Source organism: Brevibacillus antibioticus, assembly GCF_005217615.1.
Taxonomy (GTDB): domain Bacteria; phylum Bacillota; class Bacilli; order Brevibacillales; family Brevibacillaceae; genus Brevibacillus; species Brevibacillus antibioticus.
Map to the genome: position 1 here is coordinate 4737395 of NZ_SZNK01000001.1, position 20389 is coordinate 4757783.

20 protein-coding genes and 1 other annotated feature are annotated in these 20389 nt (G+C 47.7%); of the genes, 2 read left to right on the plus strand and 18 right to left on the minus strand.

The features are described 5' to 3' along the window. Window positions 1-30 precede the first annotated feature (30 nt). From mfd to glmU, 6 genes are all read right to left on the minus strand, one after another. On the minus strand, window positions 31-3579 hold the full coding sequence (gene mfd / locus E8L90_RS22870; RefSeq protein WP_137031492.1) for a transcription-repair coupling factor: 3549 nt from the start codon (window positions 3577-3579) through the stop codon (window positions 31-33). Window positions 3580-3725: 146 nt separating this feature from the next. After that, window positions 3726-3956 carry an anti-sigma-F factor Fin gene (locus tag E8L90_RS22875; protein WP_137031493.1) on the minus strand — a complete coding sequence of 77 codons (231 nt, stop codon included), beginning with the start codon at window positions 3954-3956 and terminating at the stop codon, window positions 3726-3728. Window positions 3957-4017: 61 nt separating this feature from the next. After that, window positions 4018-4587, minus strand: coding sequence for an aminoacyl-tRNA hydrolase (gene pth, locus E8L90_RS22880; protein ID WP_137031494.1), 570 nt, complete (start codon window positions 4585-4587; stop codon window positions 4018-4020). Window positions 4588-4692: 105 nt separating this feature from the next. Then, complete coding sequence (locus E8L90_RS22885; protein WP_137031495.1) at window positions 4693-5301, minus strand: 50S ribosomal protein L25; 609 nt, start codon at window positions 5299-5301, stop codon at window positions 4693-4695. A gap of 90 nt (window positions 5302-5391) precedes the next feature. Continuing rightward, on the minus strand, window positions 5392-6342 hold the full coding sequence (locus E8L90_RS22890; protein WP_007726399.1) for a ribose-phosphate diphosphokinase: 951 nt from the start codon (window positions 6340-6342) through the stop codon (window positions 5392-5394). A 22-nt stretch (window positions 6343-6364) separates the two neighbouring features. Further along, complete coding sequence (gene glmU, locus E8L90_RS22895) at window positions 6365-7750, minus strand: bifunctional UDP-N-acetylglucosamine diphosphorylase/glucosamine-1-phosphate N-acetyltransferase GlmU (RefSeq protein ID WP_137031496.1); 1386 nt, start codon at window positions 7748-7750, stop codon at window positions 6365-6367. Window positions 7751-7945: 195 nt separating this feature from the next. Here glmU and E8L90_RS22900 point away from each other — a divergent pair, with 195 nt between their 5' ends. Further along, on the plus strand, window positions 7946-8962 hold the full coding sequence (locus E8L90_RS22900) for a CobW family GTP-binding protein (protein ID WP_137031497.1): 1017 nt from the start codon (window positions 7946-7948) through the stop codon (window positions 8960-8962). A gap of 54 nt (window positions 8963-9016) precedes the next feature. On the opposite strand, the gene spoVG is transcribed toward E8L90_RS22900, so the two are convergent. The 11 genes from spoVG to metG form a co-directional block, all read right to left on the minus strand. Further along, a complete protein-coding gene (gene spoVG / locus E8L90_RS22905; RefSeq protein ID WP_007719936.1) occupies window positions 9017-9304 on the minus strand; it encodes a septation regulator SpoVG in 288 nt (95 codons plus the stop codon). Window positions 9305-9496: 192 nt separating this feature from the next. Next, the gene (locus E8L90_RS22910) at window positions 9497-9877 is read right to left on the minus strand and encodes a RidA family protein (protein WP_017246939.1); all 381 of its coding nucleotides are present in this window, start codon (window positions 9875-9877) and stop codon (window positions 9497-9499) included. A gap of 6 nt (window positions 9878-9883) precedes the next feature. After that, window positions 9884-10717 carry a pur operon repressor gene (gene purR, locus E8L90_RS22915; RefSeq protein WP_007719934.1) on the minus strand — a complete coding sequence of 278 codons (834 nt, stop codon included), beginning with the start codon at window positions 10715-10717 and terminating at the stop codon, window positions 9884-9886. 55 nt (window positions 10718-10772) lie between these two features. Continuing rightward, window positions 10773-11651 carry a 4-(cytidine 5'-diphospho)-2-C-methyl-D-erythritol kinase gene (ispE, locus tag E8L90_RS22920; protein ID WP_048035565.1) on the minus strand — a complete coding sequence of 293 codons (879 nt, stop codon included), beginning with the start codon at window positions 11649-11651 and terminating at the stop codon, window positions 10773-10775. A gap of 215 nt (window positions 11652-11866) precedes the next feature. Beyond that, window positions 11867-12046 carry a small, acid-soluble spore protein, alpha/beta type gene (locus E8L90_RS22925; RefSeq protein WP_137031498.1) on the minus strand — a complete coding sequence of 60 codons (180 nt, stop codon included), beginning with the start codon at window positions 12044-12046 and terminating at the stop codon, window positions 11867-11869. Window positions 12047-12163: 117 nt separating this feature from the next. Continuing rightward, on the minus strand, window positions 12164-12436 hold the full coding sequence (gene veg, locus E8L90_RS22930; RefSeq protein WP_005830485.1) for a biofilm formation stimulator Veg: 273 nt from the start codon (window positions 12434-12436) through the stop codon (window positions 12164-12166). 216 nt (window positions 12437-12652) lie between these two features. Beyond that, the gene (rsmA, locus tag E8L90_RS22935; protein WP_137031499.1) at window positions 12653-13546 is read right to left on the minus strand and encodes a 16S rRNA (adenine(1518)-N(6)/adenine(1519)-N(6))-dimethyltransferase RsmA; all 894 of its coding nucleotides are present in this window, start codon (window positions 13544-13546) and stop codon (window positions 12653-12655) included. A gap of 3 nt (window positions 13547-13549) precedes the next feature. After that, window positions 13550-14098 carry a ribonuclease M5 gene (rnmV, locus tag E8L90_RS22940; protein ID WP_137033562.1) on the minus strand — a complete coding sequence of 183 codons (549 nt, stop codon included), beginning with the start codon at window positions 14096-14098 and terminating at the stop codon, window positions 13550-13552. A 171-nt stretch (window positions 14099-14269) separates the two neighbouring features. Further along, window positions 14270-15367, minus strand: coding sequence for a 3D domain-containing protein (locus E8L90_RS22945; RefSeq protein WP_137031500.1), 1098 nt, complete (start codon window positions 15365-15367; stop codon window positions 14270-14272). A gap of 358 nt (window positions 15368-15725) precedes the next feature. Further along, window positions 15726-16496 (minus strand): TatD family hydrolase, encoded by a 771-nt coding sequence (locus E8L90_RS22950; RefSeq protein WP_137031501.1) that lies wholly within the window; start codon window positions 16494-16496, stop codon window positions 15726-15728. Window positions 16497-16523: 27 nt separating this feature from the next. Then, entirely contained in the window at window positions 16524-18551 is a 2028-nt protein-coding gene (metG, locus tag E8L90_RS22955) for a methionine--tRNA ligase (protein ID WP_137031502.1), read from the minus strand. A gap of 58 nt (window positions 18552-18609) precedes the next feature. After that, window positions 18610-18864, minus strand: a binding site (T-box leader). Between the two features lie 443 nt (window positions 18865-19307). Between metG and E8L90_RS22960 the strand changes: the two genes are divergently transcribed. After that, window positions 19308-19556 (plus strand): AbrB/MazE/SpoVT family DNA-binding domain-containing protein, encoded by a 249-nt coding sequence (locus E8L90_RS22960; RefSeq protein WP_007719913.1) that lies wholly within the window; start codon window positions 19308-19310, stop codon window positions 19554-19556. A 60-nt stretch (window positions 19557-19616) separates the two neighbouring features. Here E8L90_RS22960 and E8L90_RS22965 read toward each other — a convergent pair whose 3' ends face one another. Continuing rightward, the gene (locus tag E8L90_RS22965) at window positions 19617-20387 is read right to left on the minus strand and encodes a class I SAM-dependent methyltransferase (RefSeq protein ID WP_244297357.1); all 771 of its coding nucleotides are present in this window, start codon (window positions 20385-20387) and stop codon (window positions 19617-19619) included. Between the last annotated feature and the right edge of the window lie 2 nt (window positions 20388-20389).

Consider the following 20389-nt stretch of genomic DNA (forward strand, 5'->3'; position numbering starts at 1 on the left):
CTCCCTTCTCGGGCAAGCCCTTCTTGTCAGTTAAGACACAGGGCTCTCCGTACCGGTGTCTCTTCGCACCTGGTGAAATTGACGCAACAGCTTTTCAACCAACTGCACGCCCTCATCTTCTTTTAACCCCTTTACTTTAACAGCAATCGTGATCTGTTGTCCACCCGACAGCCCAACCCTCTTGCTCCAGTTACCGGTAAGTGCAAACAGCGCTCCACCATCGATGTTGTTGTTCTGACTAGGGTGCAGGAACAATTTAATCTCGTCTGGATTCTTTTGGCTAATTTCGGTGATGTGGTGCTTCAAGGCATACACGCGCAAACGGGAAATGGTCAACAGATTATCAACCGGCTTCGGAACTGGTCCAAAACGGTCTAGCAGCTCTTCTGCCAAATCGTCGACGTCATCCAATGTAGACACTGCGACAAACTTTTTGTACATCTCGATTTTTTGACGACTGTCCGTAATGTACATCGACGGAATATAGGCATCCAGTTGAAGATTGATCTCCACAGGCGTGACAATTTCCTGTCTAACCTCGCCCTTCAGCTCATCAATGGCCTCTTTCAGCATCTGGCTATACAAGTCAAATCCGACCGTATTAATAAAACCATGCTGCTCTGCGCCCAGCAAATTACCCGCTCCACGAATGGACAAGTCCCGCATCGCGATCTTGAAACCAGAGCCAAGCTCGGTGAATTCCTTGATGGCTTGTAGACGTTTTTCCGCTACCTCTGTCAGCACCTTGTCCCGTTGGTACGTAAAGTAAGCGTACGCAATTCGATTGGAACGACCTACACGTCCACGCAGCTGATACAGCTGGGACAAGCCCATTTTGTCTGCGTTGTAAATAATCAGCGTATTGACGTTCGGGATGTCCACCCCGGTCTCAATGATCGTCGTACTGACCAATACGTCAAAATTCCCTTCCAAAAAGTCGAGAATGACGCCTTCCAGCTCGCTTTCGTTCATCTGCCCATGCGCCACAGCGATGCGCGCGTCAGGAACGAGCATAGAAATCTGCTCCGCCATCTGTTCGATTCCTTGTACTTGGTTGTAGAGGAAGAATACTTGCCCATCGCGAGCCATCTCGCGCTCAATCGCTTCGCGGACCAAAGCAGGGCTGTAATCCATCACATACGTCTGCACCGGAAAACGATTTTCTGGCGGTGTTTCGATGACAGACAAATCACGCACACCGAGCATCGACATGTGCAACGTACGTGGAATCGGCGTAGCGGTCAGAGTCATGACATCCACATTCGTTTTGATCTGCTTCAGCTTTTCCTTGTGGCTCACACCAAAGCGCTGCTCCTCGTCTACGATTAACAGACCGAGCTCGCGGAATGTCAGGTCTTTGGAAAGCAGACGGTGCGTACCGATGACGACATCGACTGTACCTTCCTTCAGTCCTTTTAGCGTGGCATTCTGCTCTTTGCGCGAACGGAATCGACTCAATACCTCCACGCGGATCGGATATTCCGCAAAACGCTCTCGGAACGTCTCGTAATGCTGCTGAGCCAGAATCGTAGTTGGAACCAATACGGCTACCTGCTTTCCGTCCATGACAGACTTGAAGGCAGCACGAATCGCAACCTCTGTCTTCCCGTAACCCACGTCCCCACAAACGAGGCGATCCATCGGGCGTTTGCGCTCCATGTCCGCTTTCACTTCCGAAATCGCGCGGAGCTGGTCTTGTGTTTCCTGATACGGGAACATCGCCTCAAATTCACGCTGCTCTGTCGTATCGGGAGAGAATGTATGACCGACAGCCGATTCGCGAGCTGCATACAGCTTGATCAAATCCTCGGCGATATCCTTTACAGACGACTGGACTTTGTTTTTGACGCGTTTCCATTCGCTGCCGCCCAAACTATAAATCTTCGGCTGTGCCTCTTCGCTCGCCACGTACTTCTGCACATGGTCGATTTGATCAATCGGAACAAACAGACTGTCTCCTGCTGCGTATTGAATATGAAGGTAATCTTTATGAATTCCGAGAATTTCCTTGGTTTCAATTCCAAGGTATTTTCCAATCCCGTGATTCACGTGCACAACGAAATCACCGGGCTTGAGCTCGAGGTAGTTTTTGATACGCTCCGCGTTGTTCATCGTCTGTTGAACTTTGCGCGCCTTGCGTTGTTTCGCAGTAAATACTTCGCCTTCCGTAATGACTACCAGCTTGTTTAATGGCAACTCAAAGCCAGTCTGGAGGTTTCCTAAAATGATCGTAGGACGTCCCGGAGGCACCGTTTCCACTGTATCTGTTAAAACATCTGCTTCCATTTCGTAGTCATGCAGGACACGCTCCAGTCGCTTCGCACGCTCCAAATCAGCTGCGACAAAGACGATCTGATCCTGAGACTTCTTCCAACGGGCCAGCTCTGTTTTCAGCACGTTCATCTGTCCATGGAAGTTTTGCATGGTACGACAAGTCAGATTTACGATGTTTTGCGGCTGGGTCTTCGGTGATTGTCTCAAAAATAGGGAAAGGTAAACGATCTGGCGCTTTTTCGTCGACACGATCTCGTCGTACGTACGCGACAGGCTGAGATTGGACATATATTCGCCCTGGACGATGCGTCCTGTCAGCCATTCCCCTTCTTCTTTTTGCAATTGCGCTGCCGTATCCAACACACGAGAAGGTTCATCAACGATCAGCAAGGAATCGGAAGGCATGTAGGACAATAAGGTATCACCCGTCGGGTAAATGACAGAGATGTACGAATAAAGCTGCGCAAAACGCTGTCCCTGCTTCATTCTCTCTGCATCTGAGCCGATTCGCTCCATGACTTTTTCCTTGGCAGCCCCATCCTTCAAATTGGCGATGGTTTCCCCCAGCTTTTGTTCTAAGCGAACAGCCGATTCCTGCAATAACGGAGTCGAAGCGATCATTTCTTTTGCCGGACCGAGAATATACGTCTGGACGGATTCCAATGACCGCTGGGAGAGCATGTCAAACGTACGGATCGAGTCGATCTCCACATCAAAAAGCTCAATCCGCACCGGCCACTCCGAATCGATCGGATACAAGTCGATAATTCCACCGCGAATACTCATTTCTCCCTTGCGCTCGACCATGTCCACTCGCTCATAGCCAAGCTCAATACATCGGAGCAAAAAGGCCTCGATATCGAGCTCATCACCGACAGACAACTGAATCTGCGCTTCCTTCCATACATGCGGGGGAACGACCAAACGACGCAAGCCAGCAAAAGGTGCAACCAAAAAACCCGTAAAGCCTTGGGCCAGACGGTTGAATACATGAATTCGCTGCGCCAGCATTTCAGGGCTGGCAATGGCAAGCTCAGAGCCAATCAGCTCATTACCAGGATAAAGCAACACCTGGTCAGAGGGAACTAACTCGATCAAATCTTCGTATACTTTTTGTGCTTGGTACATGTTATGCGTCACTACACAGACCGGACGATCCGACATTTGTTGCAATGACGCCATCAATACTTGACGGGCGGAACCAGCTAAGCCAGAGACAAGCTGCTCATGTAGCCCCTTCTCCAAACCAGCCACGATTGTCCCGACATTCGTGTCCTGTTTCATCGGGTTAATGATGACTTGCATTCACTAATCCCCTCTCTAATTCTTCTATCAACTATAATCAGAGCCTCGCTTACGTTCACAACAACCGCAGGTCGGCCATGCGAAAAGAAGCCTTAGCTCCCCAAGCTAAGGCCTTGTCAGTGCAAGCCTTCCTAATGCGTATCCACTTATTGAAGTGGGTTTCCGACTAGCGAAAGCTCTGGATGCTGAATCAGCGCTTCACGGCAATAGTCGCACGTGATGCTGACGACCGTATCTCCACTTTGTTCTCTCGATATTATAAGAGCACGTTCCTCCGGGGTCAAGGAATCAAACCCGAGCTGCGCTTCTGTTACTTGCGATTCCTCAAATTCTGCAATCTTCATGCCGCAGCAACGACATGTATAGCGTATGCTCATGTACATACCACCCCCATACTGTTCCTATCGGTTAGTATGGACGATTGGGTGGGAAATCATACTACTTCTTCAAGCTGTTGTAATGGTTCATGACCTTTAAAAACGACTCTCTTGTCCACATGGCGCATGCATCAGCAGCCACGCTCACCGCCTCTTGAATGTCGGCTCTTTCCGCCACTGGAAACGTATTCAAAACATAGTCGCTGACGCTCCGCCCTGGTTCAGGACGACTGATTCCTACCTTGATTCGTTTAAACTCCTGTGTGCCCAAATGTTGGATCATCGACTTGATGCCGTTGTGCCCACCGGCGCTGCCTTTTTCTCGCAGACGAAGATGTCCGGTCGGCAAATCAAGATCGTCGTAGATGACGACGAGATCGTCCGGAATCAGCTTGTAAAACTTGAGGACTTCCGCTACCGATTCACCGGAGAGATTCATGTACGTCTGTGGCTTCACCAGCAATACCTTCTCGCCTTCGATGCGGCCTTCGCCCACGAGAGCACGAAACTTGTTTTGCGTAACAGGAATTCCCCATTTGTCGCTAATCTTATCTATGGCCATAAAGCCAGCATTATGTCTGGTGTCTTCATATTTTTTGCCGGGATTACCCAATCCGATTATGACTTTCACACTTATTCCCTCCTACTCTCTTCCCATTGTACTCGAATGGTCACCCGAACAAAAGGAAAAGGGCAGAGATGAAATCACCTCGCCCTGCTTTTTCGTACCAAGCTTTTATTCGTTAGCTGCTCCTGCTTTTTCGGCCACTGCTTCTGCCTCTTGCTCCGCATCGATTGATTCTTCGGACTTGACCTTCACCGGCAGTACACTGATCAGCACTTCCGTGGATTCGAGCCCTAGATCTACTCCAGGCGGGACATTCAGATCGGAAACCAGTACGACATCCCCGATGTTGAACCCGTCGACATCGACCAGGAACGATTCTGGTATATTACCTGGCAAGCAAGTCACTTCCACACTGTGGCGGACAAGGGTAGCCACACCCAACTCGGGATCTCCTGTCATAAGGACAGGTACGGACGTGTGTATTTTTTCATTCATATTGATCTTCTTAAAATCGGCATGTAAAATGTTTCCCTGCAAAGGATGCCGTTGCAGCTCATAAACCATGACATCGTGCGTGTCCCCGTCTACACTCAACCGAAATGGCTTATTCGTCGTCTGGTGACGCAGAGCCGCATCCAGCTCTCTTCCTTTGACCTGAATCGGCTTATTGCCTACTTCACTACCGTACATAATACCGGGAACCCAACCTTCGTTTCGCAGTACCTTTACAGCATTGCCTGTCTTTTTTTCACGAGACTGTGCCTGTAATTGTTCCACAAAAAAACCTCCTTCGGACTGCTAGTAAAAGTTTCCTCACTAGCTTGTCCATCGGAGGTTTAGTTCAACCCCCAAAGAGGGGATTGTATATTAATCGAACAACTTGCTTACGGAAAGCTCTTCGTGAACACGAATGATTGCTTCACCAATGATTGGCGCTACGGAAAGAACGGTAATCTTGTCGATAATTTGTTCTTCTGTCAGCGGAATCGAGTTGGTCACAATCAGTTCCTTGATCTTCGAGTTAGCAATACGCTCAATAGCAGGACCAGACAGAACTGGGTGCGTGCAGCATGCATATACTTCACGTGCGCCTGCTTCTACAAGTGCACTTGCAGCCAGTGTGATCGTTCCAGCGGTATCGATAATATCGTCGATGATGATCGCTGTTTTGCCTTCGATGTTCCCTACGATGTTCATTACTTCGGCTACGTTTGGTTCTGGGCGACGTTTGTCAATAATGGCAATAGGCGCTTCCAGACGTTCTGCCAATTTACGAGCACGGGTCACTCCACCATGATCTGGAGATACGACAACGATATCTTTCAGACCTTTTTCAGAGAAGTGTTTACCCAAGATAGGCACACCTAGAAGATGATCAACTGGAATATCGAAGAAGCCTTGGATTTGTGTTGCATGCAGATCCATCGTAATCACACGTTGTGCACCTGCAGTCTCGATCAGGTTCGCAACCAGCTTAGCCGTGATTGGATCGCGTGCACGTGCTTTACGATCTTGACGAGCATAACCGTAGTAAGGAATTACCACGTTAATACTCTTAGCCGAAGCGCGCTTCAATGCATCGACCATCACCAAAAGCTCCATCAGATGCTCATTAACGGGAGCAGATGTTGGCTGAATGACAAATACGTCACAACCGCGAACGCTTTCATTGAGTTTGAGTTGGCATTCGCCATCACTAAAGCGCACTACTTGTGCGTTTCCGAGTGGTACACCGATGTGTTCGGCGATTTCTTTTGCCAGTTCCGGGTTTGCGTTGCACGTAAATACCTTCAGTTTTGGGTCGCGGTAGTTAGCCATGATCTTCTCAAGAACCTCCCGTTTATGATTGCTTTTTGCCCTTGCGAGGCATTTTGTTCGCGTAATCGATTTTATTGACTTGACGCTCACGTGCGATCGCAAGCGCATTATCTGGCACATCTTGATTAATGGTCGATCCTGCAGCTACATAAGCATTTTGTCCAACTGTAACTGGCGCAACCAAATTGCTGTTGCATCCGATGAATGCTCCATCTTTTACTGTTGTTTTATGCTTCACTGCGCCATCATAGTTGACGGTAATCGTTCCACAGCCAATATTGACTCCGTCTCCGATCTCCGCATCTCCTACATAGCTGAGATGTGGAACCTTCGTACCGTCACCAATTTTCGCATTTTTCAATTCCACGAAATCACCGATTTTGGCATTGCTTCCAATCTGTGTTCCTGGTCGAACATAAGCAAATGGTCCTACTGAAGAATCGCTTTTCACACTCGAATCAACCATCACCGAGTAAGAAATAGTCACGCCACTCGCTACTTCTACATTCGTCAGATCCGCTTGAGGCCCGATTACACAATCAGCTCCAACGGTTGTTTGTCCACGCAGGAAAGAACCTGGGTGAATCACGGTATCTGCCTCAATCTTCACATCCGCTTCGATGTACGTAGAAGCTGGATCGATGATTGTCACACCATTTCGCATGTGACCAGTCATAATACGTTTTTTCATGTAGGCTTCTGCTTCCGATAGCTGCACACGATCGTTCACACCCATTGTTTCCTCCGGGTCAACCGCTTCGTATCCAACTACCTTTTCACCTGCCTCACGCAAAATACCGACAACGTCTGTTACATAGTATTCGCCTTGTGCGTTGTCATTTTTCACTTCCGCCAAGGCTCTCCATAATTTTCGGTTGTCATAGCAGTATATGCCCGTATTAATTTCTCTGATCGCCCGTTCCGCTTCCGTAGCGTCCTTATGTTCCACGATTCGCAAAACTTCGCCCGCCTCATTGCGCACGATACGCCCATAACCTGTTGCGTCAGGTAACACGGCGGTTAATACAGTTGCAGCCGCTTGCTGCTCCTCGTGATAGGTCAGCAAGGCCGACAACGTAGTCGCTGACAAGAGGGGAACGTCTCCATATAAAAGAAACGTAGTTCCTTCTTTATCCTGTAAAAATGGCGCTGCCTGCGAAACGGCATGCGCCGTCCCCAACTGTTCTTCTTGCAGTGCATAAGTGATATCCTCGCCTAGCTTGGCGCGGACAGCGTCAGCACCATGACCTACGACGACAACGATATCCTGAACCTGCATGGACGCCATCGTATCGACTACATGCTGAACCATAGGCTTTCCGCACACAGGGTGCAGGACTTTGTACAGCTTCGATTTCATCCGTGTACCCTGACCAGCAGCCAGAACCACGGCATGGATCTTAGACATGTCAACCCTCCATCGTAGAAGTTCCACAATGACTATATCCTAATTCATATGTGAATTTCAAGACAATCGACACAGGATTATCACCAATTCCTTGCATTGCCAGTAGTTAGACACAAGCCAGACAACATTTAATTTTCTGACAAAAATGTGATATATTGTTGGGCGAAAGGGGTTAATTGAAGGAGGTAGGATGAGATGAGCACAGAGATATACTTGCTGACTGGGTATTTAGGAAGTGGAAAAACCACCCTTTTGCAAAAGTGGCTGACTCACTTGCGCATCACAGACCAGAAGGTAGTCGTCTTGATGAATGAAATGGGGGAGGAAGACATTGACGGGGAACAATTGCAAGGCTTCGGCTTTCCTATCAAAAAAATGCTCGATGGCTGCATATGCTGCTCGATCAAGGGCGAGCTGACGGAGGGCTTGAAAGATATTATGAACGCCATTGCGCCAGACCGAATCCTCATCGAGACTACTGGCGTAGCCGATCCACTTGATGTCATCGATACGATTACCCATCCGGAGCTGTATGATCGACTGGAGTTAAAAGGGACCATTAGCGTTGTCGATGCCTCTCGTTTTCTGGACCTCAACTCACGATTCTCCTCGACTGCCACTCTGGTCAAAACGATTCGAAACCAAGTGCGTTACGCAGACCTGCTTCTTTTGAACAAAACCGATTTGACTAGTCCTGATGTCGTACAGCGGGTCCGTCAAAAGCTCAGTGAAATCAATCCGACTGCACCCATACACGCTACTGTTCAGGCAGAAATAGAAGTCTCCCGGCTTCTGTCTGTCAAATGCACCGTCCATGAACGGTCGCCAGACAACGAGACAAACCGCCCCCTTGCCGTACAGAAAAGCATTGGCCGAATGTCCACGATGGACAGGCTCAAGCAATCCCTTGGCCTGAAAACAAGCCAACCCTCTCTCTACAATAGTATCGAAACGTTTTCCTATGTATTCACAGGACCCGTAGACGCGAAAAAATTTGAGGACTTTCTGTACGATCTCCCCAAAAACGTCTATCGGGCAAAAGGCTACGTCCAGTTCCACGGTAAGCCCGAGCTGATCTCGTTTCAACATACCGATAATCAGGTGCTCCTGTTCCCTTTTGAAAATTTCGGGCCGAAAATGGTCGCTGTCTTCATCGGGGAAGGAATGGACCGAGAAATTATTTTGAACGATCTAGAAAAATGTTATGGTTAACGGACGCCGAAGCACCCTGCCGCAAGTGACAGGGTGCTTTGAGTATAAGGATTTTTAAGCACCAGCTTCGATAGTGCTCTCTTCCTCTTGACCTACGCGGTCGTATTCTGTGAGAACTGCTGCCTGGATTTTTTCACGGGTAGTCGAAGAAATCGGATGTGCAATATCACGGAATTCTCCGTCTGGTGTACGCTTGCTCGGCATAGCTACGAACATACCATTGTTTCCGTCAATGACACGGATATCATGAACCACAAACTCATGGTCAATTGTAATGGATGCAATCGCTTTCATCCTACCATCCGTATTCACTCGGCGAAGTCTTACGTCTGTTACTTCCATCTAGTTCACTCCCTTTATCTATGTAACGCGTTTAGGATTATTTCCACCCGCTGGGTAAATATTCCTGCTTACCATTATGCAATATTTGAAAAAATATATAAATATGTTTATATGTAATTTTTTGGAAACATTTTTTGTAAGTACAAAAAAAACAGCCCAATGCGCGTGGCATCAGGCTGTTTTCCATTTTTTCTATTCGATATAAGCGACGATTTCGATTTCAACTTTTACATCACGCGGCAGACGTGCCACTTCTACAGTGGAACGAGCTGGCTTGTGATCGCCAAAATAGTGGCCGTACACTTCATTGAGTTGGCCAAAATCATTCATATCCTTGATGAATACAGTCGCCTTTACTACGTTCGTCAGGTTGCCACCGGCTTCTGCCAATACCGCTTGAATATTGGAAAAAACCTGATGGGTTTGCTCCACGACGTCACCTTCTACCAAAGTGCCGTCTGCACGCAGCGGAATTTGACCCGATGCAAAAAGAAATGGACCTACCTTTGCAGCTTGGCTGTAAGGACCAATTGCGGCAGGAGCCTTGTCAGTTGAAACAAAAGAGATTGCCATACCTATCTACTCCCCTCTATTTTCAAAAAAACTGCCCAGCTCTATTTCAATTTGCTTGCCCTTGAAGTCTACATCCTGCAGTTTTGCAAGCGATACGTATTCATCTACCAAACGCTCAGAAACATCCGCTGTCGTTTCTACCAGTACGCCGCATCCTACTACGGTTGCACGGAATTCCTGCAACAGATCAATCATGCCCCGCAGTGTCCCGCCAGCTTTCATAAAGTCATCCACAATGAGGACGCGAGACTGCTCGGCCAAACCGCGGCGAGCGAGTGACATGGTCTGAATTCGTTTACTGGAACCCGATACATAGTTAATACTCACTACTGAACCTTCCGTGACCTTATTGTCACGGCGTACAATCACAACAGGCACATTCAAAAACATAGCCGTCGCATACGCAAGTGGAATCCCCTTTGTTTCCACCGTCATGACGACATCTACATTTTTATCCGCATAAGCGGTTGCAAAGAGCTTTCCGATCTTCGCCATCGTTTGTGGATTTCCGAGAATGTCGGACATGTACAAGTATCCACCTGGCAAAAGTCTCTCTGGATTAGCGAGTTGACCGATCAGTTCGCGCATGAAGTGAAGGGCCTCTTCCGTTTTGACCTGTGGAATATACTTCACTCCGCCTGCCGCTCCCGCCACCGTTTTCAACAAGCCTACCCCTTGGACTTCAAAAGCCTCTTTGATGATAGACAAGTCTTCACTGATGGATGATTTCGCTGCGCCGTATTGTTCCGCGAACAGAGTGAGAGGAGTCAGCGTATGGGGATGGGCGAGCAAGTGCTGCGTCATGTCAACCAGACGTGCACTTCTGCGCAATTTCTTCATGGCTCTTCCTCCAAAACCGAATATTATGCTGATAATGTATCATTTCCATACGGGTTTATGCAAGTATTTCCCCATCTTGAGCGCCTAACATTCGGACAACAAACACATCTTTGACAAAACCTCGCAACGCGTTGTAGATCCGATGTACTTTCGCTTCCTTTTGCACAAGAGCAAACACAGTAGGGCCACTGCCAGACATCAGGACACCATCTGCCCCTGACGCGATCATGAGATCCTTGATCTGTTTTACTTGTGGATGAAGCGAGAGTGTGACGTTCTCCAACACATTCCCAAGAGATTGGCACATGAGTGAAAAGTCTTGGGTCGCGATAGCTTGCAGCATTTGTTTGGTATCAGGATGATTATCGATCTGAGCCACACGAAGGTTTCCGTATACATCCGGGGTAGATACTCCAATAGGCGGCTTGGCTAGAATGACCCAGCACGGTGCAGGCGCTCCCAGATGCGCAATCTGTTCGCCACGCCCGGTCGCCAGCGCTGTTCCACCATAAACGCAAAATGGCACATCAGAGCCAATCTCCGCTCCGATTTTAGCCAGCTCATCCCTGGTCAACCCGAGATTCCATAATTGGTTCAAGCCGCGCAATGTTGCCGCTGCATCACTGCTGCCACCTGCCAGTCCAGCCGCAACTGGTATTTGCTTGTCGATATACAAGTGTACGCCCTGGCGTACTTGAAATTTTTCTTTCATGAGCGTTGCCGCTTTATATGCATGGTTACGGATATCATCTGGTACGAAGCTGGCAGAACAGTCCAGCGTAATCTCACCATCTTCGCGTAGAGTCATGTCCACACGATCTGCCAAGTCTACGGTTGTCATCACCATTTCTACTTCGTGATAACCGTCCGGCCGTTTGGCAAGCACGTCGAGAGTCAAATTAATTTTGGCCGGAGCTTTGACCGAGATACGCACGTAATTCACCTCTGCCTACTTTCTAAATTTCCTAGTTTCTTATTGTAGCATAGGCAAACTCTCCCATGCCACTTGATCAATTAAAAAGAATAGGATCGAGATCATTATGGGTATTTCGAAAATTCAGCTCTCTTTACAGAAAAAAAGCCGGGATGCCCCGGCCCTGTCAACGAGTTTTATATGGTGTGAAACGTCCGTACGATCAATCCCAAACGTTACAATCGCTTAGCGGCTAATGCTTCCTCAGCAAGCTGAACAGCACGCTTGACCATGTTACCCGCGTCACGTGTCGTGATGCCTCCCCAACCCTCGGCTTTTACCGTATCGTAAAACCCAAGCTCTTTGGCCAGTTCCATCTTTAACTGCTCTGACATCAGTCCTCGTCTGCGACCCATAGCACCCTCCTTCTCGTTGACAGGCTTAGTGTGCTCCATGCCGCTCTTTTTATTGCCTCAACCAAATGTTCAGAGCCTTTCGATATAAAAAACAAAACAGTAGAACCCAAAAGGGCTCTACTGTTGTACAAATGTGATGCGGATGTGCTCGTTTTCTCGGCACACCGTCAATTCTACTGTTTCCGTCAAGATGTCAGCATAGCTGTAAGATACCCGCTCAAAGAGTTGGTCGTCATCCAGCTTTACCACAAACACAGATGGGTAAGTTTCTTCGAGGATGCCACTACGTTCAACGGTTTTGCGGCGACCGCCATTAGCCTTCAGCAGGATGCGCTCACCAATGTGTCCGTCCAAACTACGCTTAATGTCAAGTAACGCGTTTCTTGCCATTGTTCCATCCACCTCGCTTACATCTATTATAACAGCTCACTTATATTTTGTCAAAGAAATAAAAAATTATAGCAACCCTGCCGATATTTTGTCAACGGGGTTTTTTTCATAAAAAACGTAGATATTTGTCAAAAGATATGCATAAAGGGCATAATTACGCAAAAACCCCCATTCTTGGGTGATCTCGCCCAAAAATAAGGGGGTTGTCTACACGACTTACGTAATCAGTCCGCGGCGCATACCTTCGTTTGCTAGGCGGGCAAATTCGTCCAAACTGAGTGTTTCACCACGCCGGGTCGGATCGATTCCGATGTCAGCGAGCATCTGTATTACATCATCCTTTTGGGTTTTAGGAAACAGTCCGTTCATTAGGTTGTTCAACAACGTCTTACGTCGCTGTGCAAACGAGCTGCGTACCACCCGAAAAAACACATCCTGGTCGTCTACTTCCACTGGTGGACGATCCCTTACCTTTAAGCGAATCACTGCCGAGTCGACATTCGGACGCGGGATAAACACGCTTGCAGGTACAATCATCGCTACTTCTGTTTCTGCATAGAATTGAGCTGCGACTGAAAGAGATCCATAGTCTTTCGTCCCTGGTTTGGCTGCAATTCTCTCTGCCACTTCCTTTTGAATCATGACCACGATATTTTCGAGAGGCAATCTCTCTTCCAACAGCTTCATCAGGATCGGTGTCGTCACATAGTAAGGCAGATTCGCCACTACGCTCAGCTTTTCCACTCCTGTCATCTTTTCTTCTATTAACTTCTTCAGATCCAGCTCGAGTACGTCCCCATGAACGACTTCAATATTTTCATAGGGCGACAGCGTGTCCTGCAAAATAGGCAAAAGACGCTGGTCGATTTCGACCGCCATCACTTTTTTGGCTGCTCGTCCCAATTGCTCCGTCAGCGCACCTATACCGGGCCCGATTTCAATCACTCCCTTTTCCTTGGTGAGGTCTGCCTCTGAAACAATGTTATGTAAAATATTGGTGTCTATCAGGAAGTTCTGGCCCAGACTCTTCTTAAAAGCAAAGCCGTACTTCTCCAATATCTCCTTTGTACGCGTAGGTGTGGCAATATCCTTGCCCGCTATTTGGGTCATGGCTTACTCCTTCTCTTTGTTAATGGCCGTAATGGCCGATTCGAATTCTGCTCGACTGATTTGGAAGGCATTGAGCCGCTGCAGCATTTGCTTGGCGTTGGCGTATCCGATCCCCAATGCTTCTCCCAGCTTGATTCTGCGTTCTTTGGCATCTACTCCGGACGTCAGGCCATTTGCCAACAAATCGTCAGAGGTAATCTCTCCAGCCGTTTCCGCCATTTCGGTACGTACTTCTGAGAGCGCACGAATAATTACGTCAGGTGTCGCGTTTTCGACACCGATGTCGCCCTTTTTGGTCCCATCCTCCTGGGTAATAAATGCGTGCTTACAGCCCGGAACTGACTTGCTAATAATTTTTCGGATGCGCTCCCCTTGATAATCAGGGTCTGTGAAAATAATAACACCGCGTTTTTGTTGCGCCAGCCTGATTTTTTCAATTGTTCTTTTATGAATGGCAGAACCGCCAGTTTCAATCGTATCGGCATTAACCGCGCGCTTGATCGTTGCGGTATCGTCTCGTCCTTCGACCACGATGACTTCCTTGATCTTCATCATGTGCTCCCACTTTCGTACAAAATCGGTACGATATTAGTGTTCCAAAAAAAACCGTACCCAAAGCCAAAAATACATGTAACATTTGGCAAAAGAGGATCGTCTAACTAACAAACAGCTTATCACAATAACCATTTAGGAAACAGAAGAACAGGAGCAATCGCTCCTGTCCTAAGGCTTCTTTGGTCCAATGATATATACCGTTTTGTTTCGCTTGCGACCGAATTTCCTCGCCTCGGATTCCGTGCCTACGAATACGTCGATTTTGCCACCTTTCATGGCACCACCCGTATCTTCAGCTCGACGATACCCAACACCTTCAATGTACACCCACCATCCATACGGAATGACGTTAGGATCTACAGCGATTGTGTGACCTACCTTGGCTGTTGCCCCTGTCGATGTGCGTCCATATCCCGGAGAGCTTGGGTGTTTGCCACCCCCCGAAGGAGTATATGCAGTCAGGGTAACCCCGTTCAGTACTTTTTTCGGCCTAAACACTTTTCCACCACGAGAGACCGGCCCCGCTGCAGAAGCAACCAGGACCCGATCTGGTTGACCCTTTTTCTGCAACATGGGAACTGCGGTACCCACGGCTACGACATTATCTTTCTTCGGTACAAGTACATCTCTTTTGACCAGATCACGGGAGACTTCTTTTCCATCTTCCATGACTAGCTGATAGTGTGCAATTGCCTTACCTTCTTGCCCGCTCTGTAATACGCGGGTCTTACCTTTTTCCAGCGCTGGATCATTTTTGCGTATTTCTTGAAAGGTGACTCGCTCATCGACTTTTACCATTTTCTCAACAACCCGCTTTACGCTGATCGAGGAGTCTTTGGTAAGTGTAGCGGTCAATGCCGGTTCTACCCGGTCCTTCTCACCTAGCACGATGCCGCCGTCCTTCAACGCACCAGCAACATCACGACTAAGTGTCTCTATCGTTTTTTTCTGCCCGTCAACCTGGATTGGTATTGCCCAGGTCGTATATAAAGTAATGAGTGCTCCGTCTTTTAGCTTCGTCTCAGGTGTTGGTTGAAGGGAATCCTTTTCCGTTACCGTAATGTTTCGCTCGGTTAAGAACTGCTCAACGGTCTTGGCTTTTGTAGCGACCGTCTTGCTTTCTCCGTCCAACGAAAAAGTGACCTGTTTTGGCTGAGTAGCCTGGGCAGAGAAATAGCCAATCATGGGAACGAGCACAAGAGCAAGGCAGCCAAACATGACGAGCCCACGATTCTTATACCTTTCCCATATCGCGCGTAAATCCATTTCCCACACTCCTTTTCCTAGAAAAGCACAAGGCTCTTCTTGTCTAGCCAGGTAAGGGTCGATGTAATTGCACTAATATTCTGGAAGTGGCCGGTACTTCACAAGGTCGGCTTTGATTGTATTTCACTTTCCCGGCTTTGTCAAATTTACCCTCCCTCTTGGCTGAAGCGATAATGGTACCAGACTAGCAAAATAGGTTTAGCGAATGGTAGCGGAAACCTGTCGAGAAGCTATGTCGGATGGACAATAATCGTTCGACACATTGTTCATCGTATGCGTCGACAAAATAGAGTAGAACCCGGTTACATCACACAAAAAAACGGGAAATCACGTGATCAATCGTGATTTCCCGTTTTTATTAACTGTTCATGCGAAAAAGACGTCTGGCGTTGTCCGCGGTAATTTGTGCCATTTCCTCGTAAGACAACCCATGAATGTTCGCCATTTCCTCACAGACGTAACGCACATATCCGCTCTCATTTCGCTTTCCGCGGAAAGGATGCGGAGTGAGATATGGGCAATCTGTCTCTATCAACAGCTTGTCTAGCGGTACCTTCGCTGCTACCTCTTTTGGCTGCTTGGCATTTTTGAATGTAAGCGGACCACCGAACGAAATATAAAAATTCATATCGAGTGCCAGCTTCGCTGTTTCCCAGCTGCCGGAGAAGCAGTGCATGATGCCGCCAACATCTGCTGCCTTCTCTTCCTTCAGGATCGTCAAAACGTCTTGGTGCGCATCGCGATTGTGGATGATGATCGGCATGTCGAGCTTGCGAGCCAGACGAATCTGCTTGCGGAATACCTCTGCCTGCACATCGCGAGGCGACGTATCCCAGTAGTAGTCCAAGCCCATTTCACCCAATCCCACTACTTTCGGATCACGACTGAGTTCCTCGATCCATTCTAGGTGTTCGTCTGTCATGTCCTTGGCGTCTTGTGGATGCCAACCGATGACAGCGTAAATAAATTCATACGCATGAGCCAAATCCATGCAGCTTGGAATGGTTTCAGCGTTGAATCCGATGTTCACAATCGTACTGACGCCATTTTCTTGCGCACGAGCAATGACCTCTGCACGATCTTCATCGAATTCATTCGCATTTAGATGAGCATGGGTTTCAAATAACAAGATGGGTCCTTCCTTTCCTTGCCCTCGTTACTTCACGATTGCTCCATTTTGCATACTTGGGTCTACAGTCGCAAGTGTCAACTGATCTCCCGCCGACGCTGCCAAGATCATTCCTTGAGACAGCTCACCGCGAAGCTTCACTGGCTTTAAGTTAGCTACGAGGATCACTTTTTTGCCGACCATATCTTCTGGGGAGTAGTATTTTGCAATACCAGAAACAACCTGGCGCTTCTCGTAGCCGAGATCCAATTGCAGAACCAACAGTTTGTCTGCATTTGGATGCTTGGCACATTCCACTACCTGTGCGACGCGCAGCTCTACTTTTCCAAAATCGTCGATGCTGACTTCTTCTTTTGCATCAGCAGGTTTGTCAGTTACTACTTCTGTTTGGTTGGTGTTTGTTTCACTCACAGGTGCTTCCCCTTTCAAAGCTGCTTGTTTTTTCTTGTTTTCCTCCGCTTGGCGACGTGCCTCTGCTGTCGACTCGTCGATGAAAGCCAGTTCCGCTTGAACATCCAGACGAGGGAAGAGCAGTTCCTTGCGGCTAACGGTGCTTCCAGCAGGCAATCCACCCCATACACTTGCAGATTCCCAGCTCGTTGCTTCTTCATTGCCCAAAATGCCCAGTTGATCCCAAATTTTCGCTGGTGCTTTGGTCATGAACGGTTGGACCAGCACGGAGCTAATGCGGATGCTTTCCACCAAATTGTACATAACAGTTGCCAGACGACCTTTGGTTTCTTCGGATTTTGCCAAATTCCAAGGCATGGTCTCGTCAATGTATTTGTTTGTACGTCCCACCAGTTCCCAGATGTGAGCCAGTGCATTGGAGAAGCGCATTTCTTCCGTGTGCTCTTCCACCAGCGCCTTCGTTTTCAACGCGAGTCCGATCAAGCTGTCATCCGGCTCTCCTGCATCCTGTGGAGCTGGAACGATACCATCGAAATATTTCTCAATCATCGTAGCGGTACGGCTGAGCAGGTTTCCGATGTCATTAGCCAAGTCGTAGTTCAGACGCTGTACGAACGATTCTGGCGTGAAGATGCCATCCTGACCGAAGTTGATTTCACGAAGCAGGAAGTAGCGAACGCCGTCAGAACCGTAACGGTCGATCAAAACCTTCGGGTCAATGACATTGCCCTTGGATTTCGACATTTTTCCATCCGGCATCAGAAGCCAGCCATGACCAAAAATTTGTTTTGGCAACGGGATGTCCAGTGCCATCAACAGGATTGGCCAGTAGATCGTATGGAAGCGCAAAATGTCTTTTCCAACCATATGAACATTGGCTGGCCAGAAGTTGCGGTATTTGCTGTCGTCTTCGGACAAATACCCGAGAGCAGAGATATAGTTCGTCAACGCATCGATCCATACGTAAATAACATGCTCTGGATCGGTTGGCACCTTGATTCCCCAGTCAAATGTACTGCGGGATACGGACAAATCCTGGAGGCCTGGTTTCAGGAAGTTATTGATCATTTCGTTGCGGCGGCTCTCCGGTTGAATAAATTCAGGATTCGCTTCAATGTGTGCAAGCAGTCTGTCCTGATACTTGGACATGCGGAAGAAGTAGTTTTTCTCCTTCACTTTTTTCACTTCGCGACCACAGTCAGGGCAAGCATACCCTTTGTCTGTTTTTGCTTGGGTTTCTGTCCAGAAAGCCTCGCAAGGTACACAGTAGAAGCCTTCGTACTCGCCCAAATAAATATCACCTTGGTCGAGCAGGCGCTGGAACACTTTTTGTACGACCTCTTTATGACGAGGCTCTGTGGTACGGATGAAATCGTCATAAGAGATGTCCAGCTTTTGCCACAGGTCCTTTACCCAATCGACAATCGGGTCGATGAATTCGAGTGGTTGTTTGCCATCCTCAGCTGCACGCTCTTGGAGCTTTTGACCATGCTCATCTGTCCCTGTCAGGTAATACACATCATAGCCGCGCAAACGCTTATAACGAGCCAGAGCATCACACGCGATTGTGGTGTAGGCGTTACCGATGTGGAGTTTGTTACTTGGATAGTAGATCGGTGTTGTGATGTAATAAGTAGGTTTCATTGCAACTATTCCCCTCCTGTTTACGTTTATGAAAATAAGGAAAAGCCCACCCCAAAAAAATTGGGGCGAGCTCTATCTCGCGGTACCACCCAAACACTCCGTACCCTCGCGGATAACGGACTTGGTGAGTCAAAACATGACTCTACCCGTAACGTGGGCACACGTCACAAACTACTAGGTACGGTCAATGCCGTCACTCTTCATCTGCGAGACTCAGGGTCCATGTTCAGCTTGCTCACTTATACCGGTTTTCAGCTACCCCGGCTCTCTGAAATAAGGAGGATCGGCTTACTCTTCCCATCATGGTCGTTTTGGTATCATTTGCTGTATTTATCCTCTATTGTACACGACCAACCTGTTTTGTAAACATCCTCGGCAAGCCCATTTTCCTGAGGAATTTTTCCACTCTCGTTGTACCAATATTACAAAATACAACAAAAAAAGAGAGAACTTGGCTTTTTTGTCGAATCGACATGTGCGTTTCGACATTCGTCGACTTATTCGACACCCAATACTCCCAGTAAATTTTATCCATAAAAATTTCCATATCCCTTCCATGCAAATGAGAAACATTGATATGACAGCATTTCCATTTTCAAAAAACATTTTCGTTTTCAAGGAATTGTCAAAATCATGTTGACACGTTTGGGAATGGCTGGTATGATTATCCCAACAGAAAATGTCGAATATTGACGATAAATGATGATCTTATACAATAGCATCGACATATACAGATTTTGAGAGGAGATTTTAACTATGATGAAATCAACCGGTATCGTTCGCAAAGTAGATGAATTGGGTCGTGTTGTTATTCCAATCGAATTGCGCCGCACTCTGGGTATCGCTGAGAAGGATGCTTTGGAAATCTACGTTGACGGAGAGCGCATCATCCTGAAGAAGTATGAGCCTGCTTGTATCTTCTGTGGAAACGCTGACAAAGTATCACATTTCAAAGGAAAAATTGTGTGCCAAGATTGCCTGACAGAAATGCCTGTTAAACGCTAATATCATTTGATTACATAAAGATGCCTTTGTGGGACGAGCCTCACAAAGGCTTTTTGTTTGCTATTTTTTCTTCAATAGCGCTCGGAAGAAGAACAGCCTGGGCGCATACAAATCGGAATAGACCACATCTGTCGGCATATCAAAGGATACTTCGCCAGAAAACTGTAATCCAACCTCCGCCAAAACTTGCTGCAATCGCTCCAAATTGATCAGCGGGTAATCAAAAGTGAGTACGAGCTGCCCATCGTCTTTTAATACTCTGTGAAATTCCCGGAATGCTTGCACCATAATCGTGTCTTCGAGATGCTCGAGAACAGAGATGCAAAATACGGTATCAAATTTTTGATTCGAGTACGGCAAGTAGGTCAAATTGGCTCGACAATAATGAATACCATCAAAATAATGCGCAGGCAAGCTGTCTGCTACACTTTTCCCAAATACGTCCACAATATCTTGATAGATCGCTTCCTGAGCCAATATCCGATTATCGAGATCACATGCGTGTACTTCTCGACAATGATCGGCCAAATAAAATTTAAATGGGTGGCAGATCCCACATGCCGAATCAAGTACAACGTCATTCGGTTTGACAAACTGTTTGGCCCAGGCATATTCGTACGGTCTACTGTTCCATGTATCCGGCAGCGCAAATATGAAGTGATCGTCTTTTTCATCTGTATTCACAATAAAACGAGAATCACGAATACTCACTGCTGATCGCCCCTTCCATTCCTTCCGATAACACCGCCAGCGCCCCTTACCATCGTATTCACGTACACTGTCGACATGACGAAAAGAAAAAAGCCGACCGTATTGGCCAGCTTTGCTCACTC